Consider the following 18,724-nt stretch of genomic DNA (forward strand, 5'->3'; position numbering starts at 1 on the left):
ATAGTTTAAATACCATCAATACAATTTATTTGAAAGCACGTCTAATAAAGACGCTTTAAAGACCTCACCATGCTTTAGATTTGGATAGATTAAAAATTTAGACTCTATGCCCTGCTGATCGAATATAGACAAAATTTCTCTATTTTTATTGATGCCATTTGCATCAAAATTAGCACTTTGCTGTGTTCCACTATGTGTTAAAAGATCACCTTCCATCAGCCATACATGTTTTTGTGGCTCTTTGACTAATTTTACTGTTCTAATTTTTTGCATCATGCGCTCATCTGCCCAAGAAAGTGATGGACTTGCAGCAAAGAAATGGCTGAAATAACGACCATCGAGCAAGCTATCAAGCACAAAAAGCCCTCCATAGGAATGCCCCCATAACGCTCTTTTTTGCGCATCCAGCTTTACATTCTGCTCAACCCAAGGAGCGATGTCCTTCAAAATCACATTTCTAAAATCAGCACTTCCCCCGCTCATTCGCTCTGGATTTCGTGGATCTTGGGCGGGTTTTCCAGTTAATAAATCTGCTGGAGTATAGTCAAGTGAACGAAGAGCTGTGGCAAATGGCAAATTGGTTTTATAACCAATAGCAACCAATACAGGGGCATCATTTTCATACAAAGACTTAAGTATTTCTTCATTCAGATAGGACATCGCAGCGTTCCCATCCAGCATAAAGACCGATGCATAAGCATCCTTCGTCTTCTGTACTGTCTTTGGAATACCCAACCAAACGCTATAAGTTTTATTTGGATCTGTAGTTGCAAACTCTTTGACTTTAAAGCTGTAATAAGCCGAACCGATTTCTGCAATATTGGCAGGTAAAGGTTTCATTTCAGGTTTTGCATAAATACTTAAGCTGGCACCCAAAATCAACAACGAGCCAAAAATTTGCGAAAGCACAGTAGTAAAAATCTTTCTATAAAGATGAGTCATTTTTCGTATATACAGCCATGAGATACCGAAGCTTAACACACAATAATAGTTATCATTATCAATTAAGTAAATCTTAATCATCTCTCTGTCATGACGTACATCTCATCGATTAAATAGACTACATTTTCTTTGACCACGCACTCCGAAAGATGATTTTTCCTTTTTATACGGATTCAACAAGTCTAGAAAATACCCTTCCAGCTTTTTTATCCCTAAAAAAAAGCCACCGCACTATGAAAGTGCAATGGCTTTATCGACACAATCAAAAAACTTAAAGCTTTTTCCATGTCATGTTGCTCAAACCTTTCGCATCTTTTGCTGAGGCTTGTACCTTCATCTGATCTTTACCAGCATTTAACTGCGCAGTATTGATATTATACACACGGCCATCTTGAGGATTCAGCCATTGTCCTTTTGCGAATTTTTGACCTGTTGCATCACCCATCAAGCCATTCAGCACTTGCATACCAAAAATCGGTTTATCCTTAAGCCCACCCTTACACTTACTACATACATCACTCACAGGCGCTCCAGCCAAAGGATAGTACTTGGTCACCACTGCACTATATTGTGATGTTTTAGAATTCTTACGAATCACAATATCTGAAATGTAATACCCTGTCCGATCATCAATCACTTTCCATGTTCCAATAAGCGGATCAAATGGCATGGCGAAAGCAGAATGAGACAACCCCAAAAACAGTGCTGATGCACACAAAAACTTATGTTTCATAAAGTAAATTACAATAAAAATGAAGAAATAAACGGTCGCGATTATAGCAACTCTATTCTTTTATTTATTGATTATTTCATTAAAATTAAATATTTATATGAAATCAAACCGTGAGAAACACCAACAAAAAGTTTGCATGCAAAAAAAGCCTCCGAAGAGGCTTTTTTAATAATGTATCAGAGCTTTATATTAAGCCGCTGAACGTTCTTCAATCGGCACTACTTTACGTAGCTCAGGACCCGTATAGTCCGCACTTGGGCGAATGATACGGTTGTCCGCACGTTGTTCCATCACATGCGCTGCCCAACCCGTGACACGGCTCATCACGAAGATTGGGGTGAATAATTTAGTCGCAATATCCATGAAGTGGTAAGCCGATGCATGGAAGAAGTCTGCGTTACAGAATAATTTCTTCTCACGCCACATCACTTCTTCACAACGTACTGAAACTGGATAAAGGACGGTATCACCGACATCTTTGGCTAAGCGCTCTGACCATATTTTGATGATGCCATTACGTGGGTCATTGTCTTTGTAGATTGCATGGCCAAAGCCCATGATCTTTTCTTTACGTTCCAATTTACCCAGCATTTCTCGCTCAGCTTCTTCAGGTGACGTCCAGTTTTCAATCATTTCCATCGCTGCTTCGTTTGCTCCACCATGTAATGGACCACGCAGTGAACCAATTGCACCGGTAATACATGAATGCATATCGGATAAGGTTGATGCGCATACACGTGCGGTGAAGGTCGATGCGTTGAATTCATGCTCTGCATAGAGGATCAGTGATACGTTCATCACTTGTTCATGCAGTTCATTTGGTTTTTCACCACGAAGTAGGTGTAGGAACTGAGCACCGATTGAGTCGTCATCGGTATTTTCTTCAATACGTACACCATCATGGCTAAAGCGATACCAGTAGCAAATGATTGCTGGAAGCGTTGCGAGAATGCGGTCTGCAACATCTTGTTGTTCTGCAAAAGATTGTTCTGTTTCGAGATTGCCCAGCATTGATACGCCCGTGCGCATCACATCCATTGGGTGTGAATCTGCTGGGATACGCTCAAGTACTTCTTTGAGTGCTTGTGGCAGTTGGCGCAGTGATTTGAGTTTAGCTTTATAGGCGGTGAGCTGTGCTGCTGTGGGTAGTTCACCAAAGAAGATCAGGTAGGCCACTTCTTCAAACTGGCAGTTTTCAGCGAGGTCTTGGACGTCATAACCACGGTAGGTTAAACCTGCCCCGCTTTTGCCTACGGTTGAGAGTGCTGTCTTTCCTGCAACTTGTCCGCGCAATCCTGCGCCTGTGAGGACTTTTCCTTCAGCCATTTTTAATTCTCCTGTTTAAACAGCTTGTCTAATGTGTTTTCAAAGGTGTGGTAATCGAGAAATTCGTAGAGTTCTTTGCGCTGTTGCATTTTGTCGAGGACGTTGACTTGGGTGCCGTCATTGCGAATGGCATGCATGACTTCCAGTGCTGCCTTTTGCATGGCACGAGTCGGTGACAGTGGGTACAGCACCATCGAGATGCCTTGTTCTGCCAGTTGTTCTTTGGTGTAGTATGGGGTATCGCCAAATTCGGTAATGTTGGCCAGTACAGGGACACCGACTGCATCACAGACGGTTTTGTACATGGTAATGTCAGTCATTGCTTCGGCAAAGATCGCATCAGCACCGGCTTCTACACAGGCACAGGCACGGTCAATCACCGCTTGTAAGCCTTCTTTTTGTAGGGCATCGGTACGTGCCATCACCACAAAGTTTGCATCAGTTTTGGCATCGACAGCCGCTTTTACACGGTCGACCATTTCTTGTTGGGTGACAATTTCTTTGTTTGGGCGGTGGCCACAACGTTTTTGTGCTACTTGGTCTTCGATGTGAACTGCGGCTGCCCCTGCGGCAATCATTTGTTTCACAGTGCGGGCAATGTTAAATGCCCCACCCCAACCGGTGTCGATATCGACCAGTAACGGGGTGTCTACACGTTCGGTAATGCGGCGTACATCTTCCAAAACATTATCCAGACTGGTCATGCCTAAATCAGGCAATCCATAAGAGTAGTTGGCTACACCAGCACCCGAAAGGTAGATGGCCTTGTAGCCCACCTGTTTCGCCATCATTGCTGCATAAGCATTGACTGTACCGATAATTTGTAATGGTTTTTCCACTTCCAGTGCTTGTCTAAATCTTAAGCCTGCAGATCTTTGTTCTGTCATCGTCCTTTCCACGGCATTTACTTTAATTTTCGAGTTTTGAGTATAGCCATAATGACTGAATTGGCTATGACATTTTAGAATGAAAACTCTAAAACTTTAGTCCCATGGTTCACGCTTTTATTGTGTAATTTTCTTCCACGCACTGAGGTTTAGTGGTAAACAGATAAGCCCCAAAACAACAATGTGTACATATTTTTGCTATGATAGCAACTAGAGATCCACATTTATTAGGCTGTTGTTAGTTATATGCACGACTCAGTTCAACTAGAACCCCTTACACGTGACATACCTCACACAAAACGAGGTCATGAACGCTGTCTTGCATTTTTATTAAGTGCAAACGAGTTGTTTTTGCAACATGGCTACGATGCTGTTTCACTCGATGATATTGTCAATCATGCGGGTGGTTCAAAAGCATCCATTTACAAATATTTTGGCAATAAAGACGGTCTTTTTACGGCAATTTGCGACTACCGTCGTGAGCTGTTTTTTAAAGATATTTGTATGCCTTTTGATTTCACTAAGGACAATTTGCGCGTTTATTTAATACAAACCATTTTAAATATTCAAACGCATCTTGCACTTCCAGAAAATGCTTCTTTTTTAAGACTCATTATGGAACAAGTACAGCGTAATCCGCAGTTGGCCTTTCATATTCACAAACAAGGACCTAAACATATTGAAGATGCCGTGGCTTGCATTTTAAGCAAAGCAGATGAAATAGGCATTATTCGATGTGAACATCCAAATTATTCTGCCCAGCTTTTTTTTGGCATTGTGCGCGAGTTAGAGTGGCGAGTACTCATGAACATCTATGTTGAAGAAAATGAACAAGAAAATCTAGAATATGTTCATTATTGTGTAGATCGTTTCTTAGCAGGTCATCAAAAAGTCTAGTTTTTTTGCAATTTCCTTTGCATATAGTATATTAATCGACTCTCTTTTTTCTTTTCACCAACCAACAACTAATTGTTGTTCTATACCTATTTCGGTTTTCAGCAATTATTGTGGAGTAACAATGGCTCTACGTCACTTTCTTACCTTACGCGATTTATCTACTTTAGAACTGAACCAAGTTGTGCAACGCGGTATCGAACTAAAACGTAAACAGCACAACAGCGAAGTCTTCCAACCGTTTGTTGGTAAAGTCATGGGTATGATTTTTGAAAAATCGAGCACCCGTACCCGTGTATCGTTCGAAGCAGGCATGAGCCAGTTTGGTGGCAGTGCAATTTTCCTCTCTCCACGAGACACCCAATTGGGTCGTGGTGAACCGATTGAAGATTCAGCACGCGTGATTTCAAGCATGTTGGATATTGTGATGATCCGTACTTTTGGACATGACATTGTTGAACGTTTTGCCTCTTATTCAAAAGTTCCTGTGATTAATGCTTTAACCGATGATCACCACCCTTGCCAACTACTTGCAGATGTTCAAACTTTTGTTGAACACCGTGGGCCCATTGCAGGCAAAACTGTAGCCTGGATTGGTGATGGCAACAACATGTGTAATTCATATATCGAAGCTGCGCATATGTGGGGCTTTAAGTTAAAAATTGCTGCGCCTAAAGGTTATGAACCCAAAGTAGAATTTTTAAGTGAATTTGCGCATTGTGCTGAACTAGTTAACTCAGCTGAAGATGCTGCCGTAAACGCAGACCTTATCGTGACCGATGTATGGGCAAGCATGGGCCAAGAAGAAGAGCAAAAAATTCGTGAAGCTGCTTTTGCAGACTATCAAGTGAATGAAAGTCTTATGGATCTGGCTCATCCTGATTGTTTATTTATGCATTGTTTACCTGCGCATCGCGACGAAGAAATTTCTGAAAAGATGCTCGACCATAAAAATGCCGTGGTTTGGGATGAAGCTGAAAACCGCTTACATGCACAAAAAGCATTGGTTGAATTTTTAATCAATGAAAATACTAAGAAAGATTAAGTAATTTTTCCAACGAAAAGCACCTAAGGGTGCTTTTTTTATACGGGTAAAGCTATAATTGGAACATAATTTTTATAAGCGACACTTTCCATGCATTTCAAAAAAACTGGCCTGTGCCTTGCTACAATTCTAAGCTCTATTTTTTTTCAGGTTCAAGCCTCAGAGTTTGATGACTACTTACAATCCAAACAAATTATTGATCAAAATTTTAAAATTAAACAACCAGAAACGTTGAATGAGATCTTAACGGTATTAACTGCAGAAGACTCTCGAACCCTCCCAATTGAAATTGATAACAACACTATCATTGAACAATTTAATCTATATGCAGACCGTACCGAGCTTAAAGGCTTGATCATTACCCCTGATTTCGCGCAGTTTGAACAGGATTTGGGTGCGAAAGCAGTTCAAAAAGTGATTAAAAAGAATGTTGTGCAAAACTGCAATATTTTCTTCGAGCATCAATATCAACGCCATAACCCCTACATTATAAAATTACAGCTCAGCTCTGAGAAAAATAGCTACGATTTAGAATTAAAGCAAAAAGATTGTGGTATCAAATAGTACCTTTTTAGCGATTGGTTCTCTACTTTAGCGAACCAATCCTTGCGGTTGTAAGATAATCATGGCCGCACCAATCAACACCACTGTCCCACCCATTATGTCCCAACGGGATAAATAAACTTGATCGAAATAACGCAACCATAGCAATGCGGTAAAAATATAAATTCCGCCATAAGCGGCATAAATACGTCCTGACGCAGCCGGATGTAAAGTCAACAACCACACAAAAGCGCCTAGCGCTAAAGCTGTAGGAATCCACAACCAATGACTTCTTCCCTGATTTAAAATCAAATAAGGGAAATAACAGCCTAATATTTCCATCACAGCGGTGACCAAAAACAGTACAAATGTACTTAAAACTTTCGTCAATTGAATATCCATGCAACCTACTTTTATTACTTATAACTGTTAAATACTTTTTCAATAAAAAACCCGTGCGAACACGGGTTTTTTATTATGTAGCGATCTTTAAGCAGGCTCAGCCGTTTGGTCTTCAAAAACTTCAAGTTTTAGACCCGCCGCTTTACCATTTTCGTTCTTCACAGAGACCGCAACATTGCCACCATGTTCTGCAAGCTCACCAAATAGAATCATTTCAGCCAGTGGTTTTTTCAAATGCTCTTGGATGAGTCGTTGCATTGGGCGAGCGCCCATTAAACGGTCATAGCCATTTTCAGCCATCCACTCACGCGCACTTTGATCCACTTCTAGAATGACTTTTTTCTCATCCAGTTGCGCTTGTAGTTCAGTTAAGAACTTATCCACCACATTTTCAATTACTGTCGTTGGTAAGGCTTTAAACTGAATCACACTGTCCAAACGGTTACGGAACTCTGGAGAAAACGCTTTCTTCATCGCATCTTGGTTATCATTACTGTTGTCTTGATCCATGAAGCCAATACTCACGCGAGAAATAGTTTCTGCGCCAATATTTGTGGTCAAGACCAACACCACATTACGGAAGTCTGATTTACGACCATTGTTATCGGTCAATGAACCATGATCCATGATTTGTAGCAATAAGTTGAATACGTCTGGATGCGCTTTTTCAATCTCATCTAGCAATAATACACAGTGCGGATTTTTATGAATCGCATCGGTCAACAGACCACCTTGGTCAAAGCCGACATAACCTGGAGGCGCACCAATCAAACGTGAAACTGCATGGCGCTCCATATACTCTGACATATCGAAGCGAACCAGCTCAACACCCAGTAATTTCGCAAGCTGCTTAGTGACTTCTGTTTTACCTACCCCAGTTGGACCTGCAAAAACAAAACTACCCACAGGCTTATCTGGTGATTTTAAGCCTGCACGCGACAGCTTAATTGCTGAGCCTAAAGCTTCAATGGCTTCATCTTGACCAAAGACCACACGTTTTAAATCACGTTCAAGATTTTCAAGAACGGTCTTGTCATCTTTAGACACAGTTTTTGGTGGAATACGTGCAATTTTCGACACGATATCTTCAATATTTTCTACGGTAATCAAGGTGTCATCTTGTTCAGCTTTCAGACGACGTTGTGCCCCTGCTTCATCAATAACATCAATGGCTTTATCCGGCAAGAAACGATCATTTATGAACTTCGCAGACAGCTCAACCGCAGAAATTAAAGCTTTGTCATCATATTTAACATGATGGAAATCCTCAAACTTGCTCTTCAAACCACGTAGAATATCAATCGTTTCTGAAATAGATGGCTCATTGACATCAATTTTTTGGAAACGACGTGACAATGCATGATCTTTTTCAAAGACTTGACGGTATTCTTGGAACGTAGTTGAACCGATGCAGCGCAATGAGCCATTGGCCAAAGCGGGTTTAATCAAGTTTGACGCATCCATCGTGCTGCCCATACTTGAGCCTGCACCAATAATCATGTGGATTTCATCAATAAACAAAACTGCTTCTGGTTTCTTTTTCAACGCGTTCAAAAGCTGTTTTAAACGTTTTTCAAAGTCACCTCGGTATTTGGTTCCTGCCACCAAAGCACCAATGTCCAAACTATACACTTCAGCATTTGCCAATGGTTTCGGTGCTTTACCATTAACAATGAGCCAAGCTAAACCTTCAGCAATCGATGTTTTACCGACGCCAGGATCACCGACCAATAACGGGTTATTTTTACGGCGACGGCATAGAATTTGTGCTGCACGCTCAATTTCTTTTTCACGACCAATTAAAGGATCTGTTTTACCCTTTTGTGCCTCAACATTTAAGTTGGTTGTATACAGCTCTAAAGGGCCTGCGTTGCTTGAACTGGTAGATTCACCATCGAGATCTTCAATTTCTTCTTCCACTTGCACTTCGTCTTTACGTGTGCCGTGGGCCAAGTATTGTGTCAGAGTTAAACGGTTAATTTGATGGCGTTTCAAGAGGTAGACTGCAAAAGAGTCACGCTCAGAGTACATCGCCACTAAAATGTCTGCGCCTTCAACTGTACGATCACCACCGCTTGATTGCACATGAAAAATTGCACGTTGTAAGATACGGTCAAAACTTTCGGTTGGATGTGGGGCTTGATCACTGTTTTCGCCCAACTTAGGGGTGTGCTGCTCTACATATTCTTCAAGCTCTTTGCGAAGCACAATAATATCTGCACCGCAGGCTTTCAATGCATTTACGGCCGAATCATTATCGAGTAAAGCCAATAATAAATGTTCAACTGTTAGGAATTCATGTCTCTTTTGTCGAGCCATACTAACAGCCAAACGTAAGGATACTTCTAATTGACGACTGAGCATGGAACCCCCTTAATCTTTCGGCTCAATCTGACAAAGTAAAGGATGACCTTGAGACCGAGCGTAATTATTGACTTGGTTTGCTTTTGTTTCCGCGATGTCTCTCGGGTAAACGCCTGCAACACCTTTTCCTTCATAATGTACAGTTAGCATTACTTGAGTGGCTTGGTCAAGATTCAAAGCAAAGTATTGTTGTAAAATTTCAATAACAAAGTCCATTGGGGTATAGTCATCGTTCATTAAAACGACAGCATAGAGTGGAGGACGCTTAAGTTCTGGTGGCGCGGTTTGGACAGCGACATCCCCATTTTCTTCTTCATGCGGTTCATCATTGCTCAAGCGCGGGCTGATATGCCAATCGACATAGCCAGATTCATGAAAAGACTGCTTGATTTCATTTAAACACGTTGAACGCTTAGAGATACCCATAAACTTACAATTCACAATTATTGTGCATTCGCCTCAGCCTGAGGAATTTCAGAGACAAATGCTGATTGACTTTCTACGGCCTCACCACGTGACCAACTAAAGCGTCGTGTCACTGGTGTGCTACCTGTTAAACGGACTTCGATAAACTGTGGCGTAAAGCCTTTAGGCATCGTCCAACGCCCTGTTAAACGCTCATAGTTTTCAAAGTTAAAGTTTTTGTCTTCAAGAGGCACAACTAAAACCTCTGTACCACGAATGAGTCGGAGTTCAACTGTACCTGAAGCTGCACGTTTAGATGGGCTGACTTGAACCAAATCGAGTTGATATTCAAATGCATTTTCAGGCAAAGGTTTAATCGCAATATGCTGCACAGCCAGTGGAATACCGCCGCGTTGACGCAAAACCTCACGGTAAATCACAGCCGTGGTTTCAGATTGCGCTTGTTGATCTAGAGCTTTTTGCAACGACAAATACAGCTCATTTGAATTGGTCACAGCAACGTCACGCTCCTGAACAGCAGCATTGTAGTTTTTATTTAAAGCATCCAGACTGGTCTTTTGCTTTTGTACCACTTCAACCAGTTGCTCAGCATCCGCATCAAAACCTACCACCGTTAAACCCTGACGATGTCCGACGGTATAGCCCAATAGTCCACTTGCAACCATCAATATTGCAGCACCAATTGCCAAGGGCTTATTGGTCTGTAAAAACGGCTTTGCAGGTTCAGGCTGTTGTGACGTCATATTTGTGTCAGTGTTCGGCATCGTCATCTCTTATTTTGATTCAATTCAAAACACACATTTAAATCGAAATCTAAATGTGTGTGAAGTTCTAAAACGTTTTTTATGGTAATAAACCAATTCCGTCTAGGCCTGCAGTTTCAGCAAATCCAAACATTAAGTTCATATTTTGAACGGCCTGACCTGCTGCCCCTTTAACCAAATTGTCTTGTACTGAAATGACCACCAACTTTTTCGGTTGCGGTTTATACAACGCAATACGAAGTTGATTTGCACCCCGCACAGAACGTGTCTCTGGTGAGCTTCCAGCAGGCATCACATCGACAAAAGCTTCATTGGCATAAAACTGTTCGTATAAACTTTGCAAATCAGCAGCTTCACCCGCATCGGTTAAGTCCACATAAATCGTGCTCAGCATGCCACGAATCATGGGCACCAAATGCGGAACAAACAAAATGTGGTTAAACACCTCTTTTAAGCCTGAAATATTTTCCAATGCTTCCACAATTTCAGGATGATGACGGTGACCTGCAACGCCATAAGCTTTGAAATTATCAGCATTTTCAGAATAGATCATACCAAGGCTGGCTTTACGACCTGCACCAGACACACCCGATTTTGCATCAATAATAATGCTTTCAGGTTTAACTAATGTGTCGTTTTGCTTAAATAACGGCGCTAAGCCCAGTTGTACTGTTGTTGGATAACAACCAGGGTTACCAATGACATTAGCTTGTTTAATCTGCTCACGGTTTAATTCTGACAAACCATAAACCGAGTCTTTCAGTAGTTCAGGGCACGCATGTTGCATGCCATACCATTTTTCAAACTGTTCTAAATCTTGTAAACGGAAGTCTGCGGCAAGGTCAATCACTTTAGTATTTGAAGCCACTAACTCTTCGGCATGCTTCATGGCAACGCCATGCGGTGTCGCAAAGAACACCACATCACATTTTTTCAGTTCATCGATATTCAAATCTGAATATTTAAGTTCGGTATGTCCACGTAGGCTTGGGAACATATCATCTACACGGCGACCGTCTTCTGTACGCGATGTTAATACGCTTACTTGCACATTTGGGTGTCGTAGTAAAAGACGCAACAATTCAACGCCTGTATAACCTGTACCGCCGACAATACCAACTGAAATCACGTGTATTACCTCAAACTTAAACTGTCCATTTCGTAACTGCCTAGTATGACAGGAAGTTTCTGCTTTCTAAACTGTTTTACTTGGAATTTATGCGTTTTTAGTGCTATCGACATCTAATGAGACACACCCAATATACTCTGTGCAGGCTCAAAACCAATCTGATTTCGTCCCGAATGTTTCGCCTGATATAACAATTGATCGGCATCATGTATGGCATATTTTAAGTTGGGTTGATGTACTGCAGCCAGTCCAAAACTTGCTGTCACGGCAATATTTTTTGAGGATAATCGTGCATCGGCAATACCTAAACGAATACGATTGGCAATATTATAAGCCAGCGTTGGGTCATCAATTTGCAATAAGACAATGAACTCCTCTCCGCCGAAACGCCCTACTAAATCGTGCGTACGAACATTTTGCCCAATAATTTCACCGACTTGTTGTAAAATTTGATCACCCACCAAATGCCCATAGGTGTCATTAATTTTCTTAAAATGGTCAATATCACACATGAGCAAGAAATAAGGCTGTTTAGAGAGCTGATGCAACTTCCGTTTAGCGGCTTCGTTAAAGCCACGTCGATTGAATAAATGCGTTAGCGGATCTCTTAGCCGCTCATCATTGAGTTGATGGATAATATCGCGTACCAAGGTTCCGAGCAGCACTATTGCAAACCACATACTCAAGATAATGCTCGCAGCAAGCATCATCAGCCACCAAACTGAATTTGCCAGCATGTCTGCTTCGATATTTCTTAAAAACAGAAAAATAATGATTCCACGAACAAAGGTATACAGCACAATAAACAAGTAGGAAAAGTCGACTATTTTATTGAGCAAATCAATCCCTTGATAATGTTTAAACATTGAAAACAAAACCAAAGACTCAATCAATGCAATTGAAATGTTCAGAATCAGCATTCTGATCCACAGTTGATCATCTACGTAGGAATAATAACTGAGTGAAAATAAAGCCATAATGATCAAGGCCAAACACCAATATGGACGTGCATTCGCGTTCTTTCTTAAGCCCATGGCATAAGCGCTGGCCCATGCGCCAAACAAATACATACTGCCTAAAATGGGTGCCGACAAAGCCAACTGCTTATTCGACATAAAACTTTGCGCGGCCACAGAAAACGAAGGCACAATATATCCAAGCCCGAGCCACAATAAATATGAGGGAGCCCTAAAAGCAAAATGACATATTAAAAGTAAGCTTCCCATTAAAATCAGGCAAGCTGGAACAATTAATATAAAATAGTGGATATCTGTAAAATTCACATTTGAGGTCTTTGGACTGAAATTGAGGAATGTTTACCTTAGATCATGAAGTTTAGAGCATTTTTTGACTCACCCTCAATCAATCAGAAGAAATTATTTTTCAATTTTGTACGTAAAATTAACTTTAAACGCCTGCCCACCAATGCGGCAATGCGATTGTTTTTAAAGTTTTTCGATGCTGTTGAAAAGCAGCATCATATTTGGCAACTTCCGCCCAAAAGCGTGCACTATGATCAAAATGTTGCGTATGTGCGAGTTCATGCACACAGACATAACGCGTAATGGCTTCAGGAAACAACACTAAAGCACTGTTAAGCATAATGTCGTGTTTGGCACTACAACTCCCCCAACGTGTTTTGGGCTGACGAATTGAACATTGTGCAAATTTTAAACCAGTTTCATGACTAATCTGTTGCAAATAAATAGGCAAGTGCTGTTTGGCATATACAATAACAAAAGATTTTAAATAACTTTCAGGCTGACGGTCACTGATCCAAAGCTGGTGATTGTGCTCATCCAAAATATACGCATTTTTTTGTGTTTGATAGCTCACCGTTAAAGCATTTTGGCGATTAAATAACCGTAATTCTGTGGGAAGGGTTTGATCTATCTGTAGCAGACTGGCTTGTTGCTTCTGCCAAGTTTCAACCATCCACTGTTCAGATTGATTTAAAAAATCCTGAATTTGCCGTTTGCTACAAAATTTAGGCACGGTTAAACGAATTTGAGTTGGTTCAACACGAAGTCGTAACCGGGTCGCACGTGCATGATGGGTGATTTGAATTTCAGGTAGGTCTGCTAAGGTCATTAATATTATTCTTTTATTGAATCATCCTCCCGACCCTCCTTTTGAAAGGAGGGAGAAAAACATAAGATAAAAATGTTTTTGCTTTTAGCCCCTCTTTTTCAAAGAAGAGCTCAGGGAAGATTTAAAATTAAACCGCGGTACGCTCTTCAATACCACTGTCTGTTGCAACAACTGCCACATCTGCTTTATTGATTGCAAAAATACCATTACACACCACACCTGGAATGTCGTTAATGGTTTTTTCAAGCTCAAGCGCATTTAAAATATTCAGGTTATAAACATCTAAAATCACATTACCGTTATCCGTCACCACGCCTTCACGGTAAGCAGGATCACCACCGAGCGCTACAATTTTACGTGCCACAGCCGAACGTGCCATAGGAATCACTTCAATCGGAAGTGGGAAGTCACGGCCTAATTGATCGACCCACTTAGAGTCATCAACGATACAAACAAATTTTCTCGCAATTGAAGCTACAATTTTCTCGCGAGTAAGTGCAGCCCCACCACCTTTAATCATATGCATATGACGGTCAATTTCATCTGCACCATCTACATAGGCATCTAAACCGCCCACAGAGTTCATATCAACCACTTCAATGCCTAATTTTTTTAAGCGCTCAGCCGTTGCTTCTGAACTTGCCACAGCCGCTTCAAGCTGAAGCTCAGGTAAAAGTTCAATTAAGAAATTGACGGTGCTGCCTGTACCCACCCCTAAAATGCCACCTTTAGGTAAGTGCTTTAAGGCAGCTTTTGCAGCAGCTTGCTTTTTTTCATCTTGGGTAGCATACAGACTCATAATTTGGCTCAACTATTTTTTGACATTTGTTGCTGATTTTACAGCCCAAATGTACAGGGGTTTGTTACAATGATCCTCTATTTTAAACTGTTAAATGGGAAATTAACATGCTGTCTCGTTTGGTTCGACAAATATTACAAGCAACAGTCTACGATGTTGCAATCGAAACTCCACTCGAAGCGGCACCTCGAATTAGTGAGAAACTCAATAACAACATTCGTTTTAAACGTGAAGACTTACAACCAGTCTTTTCATTTAAGCTGCGCGGTGCCTATAACCGCATTAGCCAACTCCCTAGAGCCCAACTTGAACGTGGCGTGATTACTGCGTCTGCTGGCAACCATGCCCAAGGTGTAGCACTGTCAGGTAAAAAACTCGGGATTCGCGCCATTATTGTGATGCCGAAAACCACCCCAGATATTAAAGTTCAGGCAGTCAAACGCTTAGGCGGTGAAGTAGTTCTCCATGGCGACTCTTTTGATGTTGCCAACAAATATGCAATTCAACGTGCTGCAGAAGACGGTATGAGTTTTATTCCACCCTATGACGATGAACTGGTCATGGCAGGTCAAGGCACGATTGGCAATGAAATTTTGCGCCAATGGCGCGATGTCGACTATGTCTTCGTCGCTGTTGGTGGCGGTGGTTTAATTGCTGGTGTAGCAGCCTACTTAGGCGATGTTGCACCACATGTCAAAGTCATTCCAGTTGAATATGACGAATCTGCTTGTTTAAAAGCTGCATTTGAAGCAGGTGAACGTGTTGTACTGCCTCAAGTCGGCTTATTTGCTGATGGCACAGCTGTAGCACAGATTGGTGAAAAACCATTTGAAGTGATTCAACTACAAAAGTCAGATAACTCAGGCCCGCTCGTTGAGCGTGAAGTAGTTTTAGTCAATACAGATGAAATTTGTGCCGCAATTAAAGACACCTATGATGAATGTCGTAGCATCGTTGAACCATCGGGTGCGATGGCCTTAGCAGGGATTAAAAAATATGTTGAAACACACGAGCTAATTAGGCAAAACATCGTCTCAATTGTATGTGGTGCAAACATGAACTTTGACCGTTTACGTTATATTGCAGAACGTACTGAATTGGGTGAACGCAAAGAAGCTATTTTTGCTGTGACCATTCCAGAGAAAAAAGGTTCATTCCTGAATTTCTGCCGAGCGCTACAAGGCCGTAATATCACCGAGTTTAACTATCGTGCGAGCGATGCCAGTGCAGCGCAAGTCTTTGTCGGCATTAGCTTAAAAGGCGGTGAAAAAGAGCGTCACGATATTTTTGAAGCGCTCAAAACTCAGTTCGATGTCGATGACTTGTCTGATGATGAAGTAGCAAAATTGCATATTCGCTACCTAATTGGTGGTCATGCAGACCTTGAAAATGAGCGTTTGTTCCGTGTTGAGTTCCCTGAACGCCCAGGTGCACTGTTAATGTTCCTCGAACGCCTTGGCCCTACGCACAACATTACCCTATTCCACTACCGTAACCATGGTGCGGCGGAAGGTCGCGTCCTCGTTGGTTTAGAGGCAAGTGATGCGAAACAAAACCCAGATGGTTTGATTGAAACTTTAGAAAGTATTTCGTATCCATATGAAGAAATTACCAATAACCTAGGTTATCAACGTTTCTTAAAATAAAAGATTCAATACATACATAAAACCGCCCTTCGAGGCGGTTTTATTCTATGAGCTGCATCGGCTCTTCATCACCAAACGTGTGGTTATACGTAACAATAATTCTATCGATCAGCTCATCATTATGCGGTACCAATAGCCAATAAGGGTTTTCCCGCTCAATAACCAATAAACTGAGTTCATAAGGCTCAATAAAAATTTTAATGTGATTAAAAATAACATCAAAACTAAATTCAAAATCATAACCATGCATGTCTGAGGTTTCTTCTTCCTCACTCTCATACATTTGATAAAAAGACGCCATATCATCATTGATTTGGTTTTTCAGCTCGTCTAAGTCAATACCCAACTGTTGAAGTCGATGGCATTCATCAATACCATTTTGTCGAAAATCATCGAGTTCTATTTTTTGAATGTTTGAATAATAGCTATTCAACCAACGTACAAAGTGCTCGAACTCATCTTGTTCTTCTGGAATTGCGGTATCATTCAATTCTGGAAACGCGATCCTGAGGGATTCATACAGTGTCTTCCGCATTTATATACTCCTTTGGATGAGTGATATATTGGTATAAGGCAAAGCGCGGTTGATCGAAAAAAGCGTGTCTGTATAAAGATGACATCTTGTGAAATTTGGCACAACATTCGTTAACAATCGACGTATAAAAAAATTTAAAGGAAAGATGACATGGCACAATTTGCAGTGATTGGTTTAGGAAGCTTTGGAGCCACAGTTGCAACTCAACTCATTGAACTGGGACATGATGTCATTGGTATCGATAGTGAAAAAAAATATGTTGAAAATATTTCTGAGCAGGTGACCCATGCTGTCATCGCCGACGCAACAGATGAACATGTCCTCGATGAATTAAATATTAAAAACTGTGATGCCGTGGTGGTCGCAATTGGTGAAAATATTGAAGCCAGTATTTTGTGTGTACTGCACCTCAAAAATATTGGGGTTGAAAAAATTTGGGTCAAAGCCAAATCAAAGTCGCACCATATGATTTTAAGCCATTTAGGGATTAGTAAAATTATTCACCCTGAAGAGGACATGGGCGTGCGGATTGCGCAGTCTTTATGCTATCCCATGGTCAGTCGCTATATGGCGCTTGAAGATAACCACTATATTGTCAAAATTGAAATTGATGAAAAACTACAAGGGACTCGCTTCCGCCAACTGATGGATCAAGCACCTGATGTGAAAACATTACTCCATAAACGTGGCAAAGACGTTTTGTACAGCATTGACCCCAATTTAATTTTACAAGTGGGTGATATTCTAGTTGTTGAAGGTTTAGTTGAAACATTACGTCGTCTTTCAGCACGGTTCAAATCATGAAAAAAGTCAAAGAATGGCAAACCCCCAAAAACAGCACCATTAATTTAAGCCCGCCCAGCCTGCTGGCTTTGGGTTTTTTGAGTTTTATTATTATTGGGACTCTATTATTAAAGTTACCCATTTCACACCACGGTGAACTGAGTTGGATTCACTCTTTGTTCACCGCTAGCTCAGCAGTCACCATTACCGGGCTGTCTGTGGTGAATGTCGGTGAAACTTTTACCGTAACAGGTAAAGTCATCATCATGCTGCTGATTCAAATTGGTGGCTTAGGCTTTATGACTTTCGCAATTTTAGCCGCACTGAGTCTGTCGACTAAACTGGGTTTAAAGCAACAAATCATGGCGCAAGAGACCATTGGTCAAACCAGCTTATCCAAAGTGTCCTTCACCATTAAAGGGGTACTGCTGTATTCCTTATTTTTTGAGGCAATCGGCACGGTTATTTTGACCATTGCATGGTTAGAAGATTACAACTTCAATCAAGCTTTGTTCTATGCGGCTTTTTATAGTGTATCCGCATTTAACAATGGTGGCTTTTCACTGTTTCCCAACAGTCTAATGAGCTTCTCGGGTCAGTATCTCATTACCTTTACCATTAGTATGCTATACATCATTGGCGGGACAGGTTTTGTAGTGTTAATGGATATTAAACGCAGCAAACGTTGGAAAGGTTTAAGTACCAATAGCAAACTGATTTTATCCACCATTGCAGGTTTGAACCTGATTGCTTTTGTTCTTTTATGGGCGATTGAATCAAACAATCCCCTCACCTTAGCGCCAATGAGCTTAGGTGACCAAGCTTTAAATGCATGGTTCCATGCCACCGTGCCTCGTTCATCGGGTTTTAACAGCCTCGATTTGGCACAAATGAAAGATGCCTCGACCCTCGTGACCATGTTACTGATGTTCATTGGGGGCGGCTCGATGAGTACCGCAGGCGGGATTAAAGTAGGTACTTTTATTATTGTTTTACTCAGCGTGATTAGCTTCCTTCGACGCGAAGATGAAATTCGTGTGTTCAATCACTCTGTTTCTCAAAAAACCTCTTTTAAGGCGATGGCTGTTGTCTCTATTACTGCAGCACTTATTTTCTTAGGCATCTTTAGTTTATCTTTAATCGAACCTAATCATCAGTTTATGGATTTGTTATTTGAAGCTATTTCCGCTGCTTGTACTGTCGGTTTGTCACGTGGCATCACCGGTGAACTTCAACCTGCAAGTTTATTTATTCTGATGCTCTTGATGTTTGCAGGTCGTTTAGGTCCTTTAACGCTGGCCTACCTGATAGCGACGCCGAAAAAGAGCCGCCTAAAACACCCAACTGCCGATATTCAAATTGGTTAAAACACCTAACACTTAAACATAAAAAACCACGTATCAAACGTGGTTTTT

The 18,724-nt window shown here is 41.2% G+C and carries 19 protein-coding genes; 6 read left to right on the forward strand and 13 right to left on the reverse strand.

All coding sequences use genetic code 11. The features are described 5' to 3' along the window. Positions 1 to 15 precede the first annotated feature (15 nt). The 4 genes from AC4CVD_RS09750 to prpB all read right to left on the reverse strand — a co-directional run bounded on the left by AC4CVD_RS09750 (position 16) and on the right by prpB (position 3,888). Positions 16 to 942: an alpha/beta hydrolase gene (locus AC4CVD_RS09750; RefSeq protein ID WP_490753509.1), complete on the reverse strand. Its 927-nt coding sequence runs from the start codon at positions 940 to 942 to the stop codon at positions 16 to 18. Between the two features lie 271 nt (positions 943 to 1,213). Then, positions 1,214 to 1,675, reverse strand: coding sequence for a DUF2147 domain-containing protein (locus tag AC4CVD_RS09755; protein WP_490753012.1), 462 nt, complete (start codon positions 1,673 to 1,675; stop codon positions 1,214 to 1,216). Between the two features lie 189 nt (positions 1,676 to 1,864). After that, positions 1,865 to 3,001 carry a bifunctional 2-methylcitrate synthase/citrate synthase gene (gene prpC / locus AC4CVD_RS09760; RefSeq protein WP_004696709.1) on the reverse strand — a complete coding sequence of 379 codons (1,137 nt, stop codon included), beginning with the start codon at positions 2,999 to 3,001 and terminating at the stop codon, positions 1,865 to 1,867. A gap of 2 nt (positions 3,002 to 3,003) precedes the next feature. After that, positions 3,004 to 3,888: a methylisocitrate lyase gene (gene prpB, locus AC4CVD_RS09765; protein ID WP_004696708.1), complete on the reverse strand. Its 885-nt coding sequence runs from the start codon at positions 3,886 to 3,888 to the stop codon at positions 3,004 to 3,006. Positions 3,889 to 4,134: 246 nt separating this feature from the next. On the opposite strand from prpB, the gene AC4CVD_RS09770 reads away from it, so the two are divergent. The 3 genes from AC4CVD_RS09770 (at position 4,135) to AC4CVD_RS09780 (ending at position 6,391) form a co-directional block, all read left to right on the forward strand. Next, on the forward strand, positions 4,135 to 4,785 hold the full coding sequence (locus tag AC4CVD_RS09770) for a TetR/AcrR family transcriptional regulator (RefSeq protein ID WP_279737413.1): 651 nt from the start codon (positions 4,135 to 4,137) through the stop codon (positions 4,783 to 4,785). A 121-nt stretch (positions 4,786 to 4,906) separates the two neighbouring features. Beyond that, positions 4,907 to 5,827 (forward strand): ornithine carbamoyltransferase, encoded by a 921-nt coding sequence (argF, locus tag AC4CVD_RS09775; protein WP_490753013.1) that lies wholly within the window; start codon positions 4,907 to 4,909, stop codon positions 5,825 to 5,827. A gap of 90 nt (positions 5,828 to 5,917) precedes the next feature. Next, positions 5,918 to 6,391 carry a hypothetical protein gene (locus AC4CVD_RS09780; protein WP_490753014.1) on the forward strand — a complete coding sequence of 158 codons (474 nt, stop codon included), beginning with the start codon at positions 5,918 to 5,920 and terminating at the stop codon, positions 6,389 to 6,391. 27 nt (positions 6,392 to 6,418) lie between these two features. On the opposite strand, the gene AC4CVD_RS09785 is transcribed toward AC4CVD_RS09780, so the two are convergent. From AC4CVD_RS09785 to rpiA, 8 genes are all read right to left on the reverse strand, one after another. Next, entirely contained in the window at positions 6,419 to 6,772 is a 354-nt protein-coding gene (locus AC4CVD_RS09785) for a YnfA family protein (protein WP_490753015.1), read from the reverse strand. Positions 6,773 to 6,859: 87 nt separating this feature from the next. Next, on the reverse strand, positions 6,860 to 9,136 hold the full coding sequence (gene clpA / locus AC4CVD_RS09790) for an ATP-dependent Clp protease ATP-binding subunit ClpA (RefSeq protein WP_490753016.1): 2,277 nt from the start codon (positions 9,134 to 9,136) through the stop codon (positions 6,860 to 6,862). A 9-nt stretch (positions 9,137 to 9,145) separates the two neighbouring features. Beyond that, the gene (clpS, locus tag AC4CVD_RS09795; RefSeq protein WP_004981811.1) at positions 9,146 to 9,562 is read right to left on the reverse strand and encodes an ATP-dependent Clp protease adapter ClpS; all 417 of its coding nucleotides are present in this window, start codon (positions 9,560 to 9,562) and stop codon (positions 9,146 to 9,148) included. Between the two features lie 17 nt (positions 9,563 to 9,579). Beyond that, positions 9,580 to 10,326 (reverse strand): DUF6776 family protein, encoded by a 747-nt coding sequence (locus AC4CVD_RS09800; protein ID WP_195728051.1) that lies wholly within the window; start codon positions 10,324 to 10,326, stop codon positions 9,580 to 9,582. A gap of 79 nt (positions 10,327 to 10,405) precedes the next feature. Beyond that, positions 10,406 to 11,461 (reverse strand): N-acetyl-gamma-glutamyl-phosphate reductase, encoded by a 1,056-nt coding sequence (gene argC / locus AC4CVD_RS09805; RefSeq protein ID WP_490753510.1) that lies wholly within the window; start codon positions 11,459 to 11,461, stop codon positions 10,406 to 10,408. A gap of 107 nt (positions 11,462 to 11,568) precedes the next feature. Then, complete coding sequence (locus AC4CVD_RS09810) at positions 11,569 to 12,603, reverse strand: GGDEF domain-containing protein (RefSeq protein WP_490753017.1); 1,035 nt, start codon at positions 12,601 to 12,603, stop codon at positions 11,569 to 11,571. A gap of 259 nt (positions 12,604 to 12,862) precedes the next feature. After that, positions 12,863 to 13,546, reverse strand: coding sequence for a YgjP family zinc-dependent metalloprotease (locus AC4CVD_RS09815; protein WP_004696687.1), 684 nt, complete (start codon positions 13,544 to 13,546; stop codon positions 12,863 to 12,865). Between the two features lie 127 nt (positions 13,547 to 13,673). Next, positions 13,674 to 14,345: a ribose-5-phosphate isomerase RpiA gene (gene rpiA / locus AC4CVD_RS09820; protein ID WP_004696685.1), complete on the reverse strand. Its 672-nt coding sequence runs from the start codon at positions 14,343 to 14,345 to the stop codon at positions 13,674 to 13,676. 107 nt (positions 14,346 to 14,452) lie between these two features. On the opposite strand from rpiA, the gene ilvA reads away from it, so the two are divergent. Further along, entirely contained in the window at positions 14,453 to 15,991 is a 1,539-nt protein-coding gene (ilvA, locus tag AC4CVD_RS09825) for a threonine ammonia-lyase, biosynthetic (protein WP_490753018.1), read from the forward strand. A 40-nt stretch (positions 15,992 to 16,031) separates the two neighbouring features. Here the strand turns inward: ilvA and AC4CVD_RS09830 are convergent, their stop codons facing one another. Next, positions 16,032 to 16,526, reverse strand: coding sequence for a hypothetical protein (locus AC4CVD_RS09830; RefSeq protein WP_279734370.1), 495 nt, complete (start codon positions 16,524 to 16,526; stop codon positions 16,032 to 16,034). 150 nt (positions 16,527 to 16,676) lie between these two features. Here AC4CVD_RS09830 and AC4CVD_RS09835 point away from each other — a divergent pair, with 150 nt between their 5' ends. Beyond that, positions 16,677 to 17,330: a potassium channel family protein gene (locus AC4CVD_RS09835; protein ID WP_058869788.1), complete on the forward strand. Its 654-nt coding sequence runs from the start codon at positions 16,677 to 16,679 to the stop codon at positions 17,328 to 17,330. Next, positions 17,327 to 18,676, forward strand: a complete 1,350-nt coding sequence (locus tag AC4CVD_RS09840) for a TrkH family potassium uptake protein (protein WP_201951593.1) — start codon at positions 17,327 to 17,329, stop codon at positions 18,674 to 18,676. The genes AC4CVD_RS09835 and AC4CVD_RS09840 overlap by 4 nt, the downstream gene beginning before the upstream one ends. Positions 18,677 to 18,724: the final 48 nt, after the last annotated feature.

The organism is Acinetobacter sp. LipI_23, from assembly GCF_058243045.1.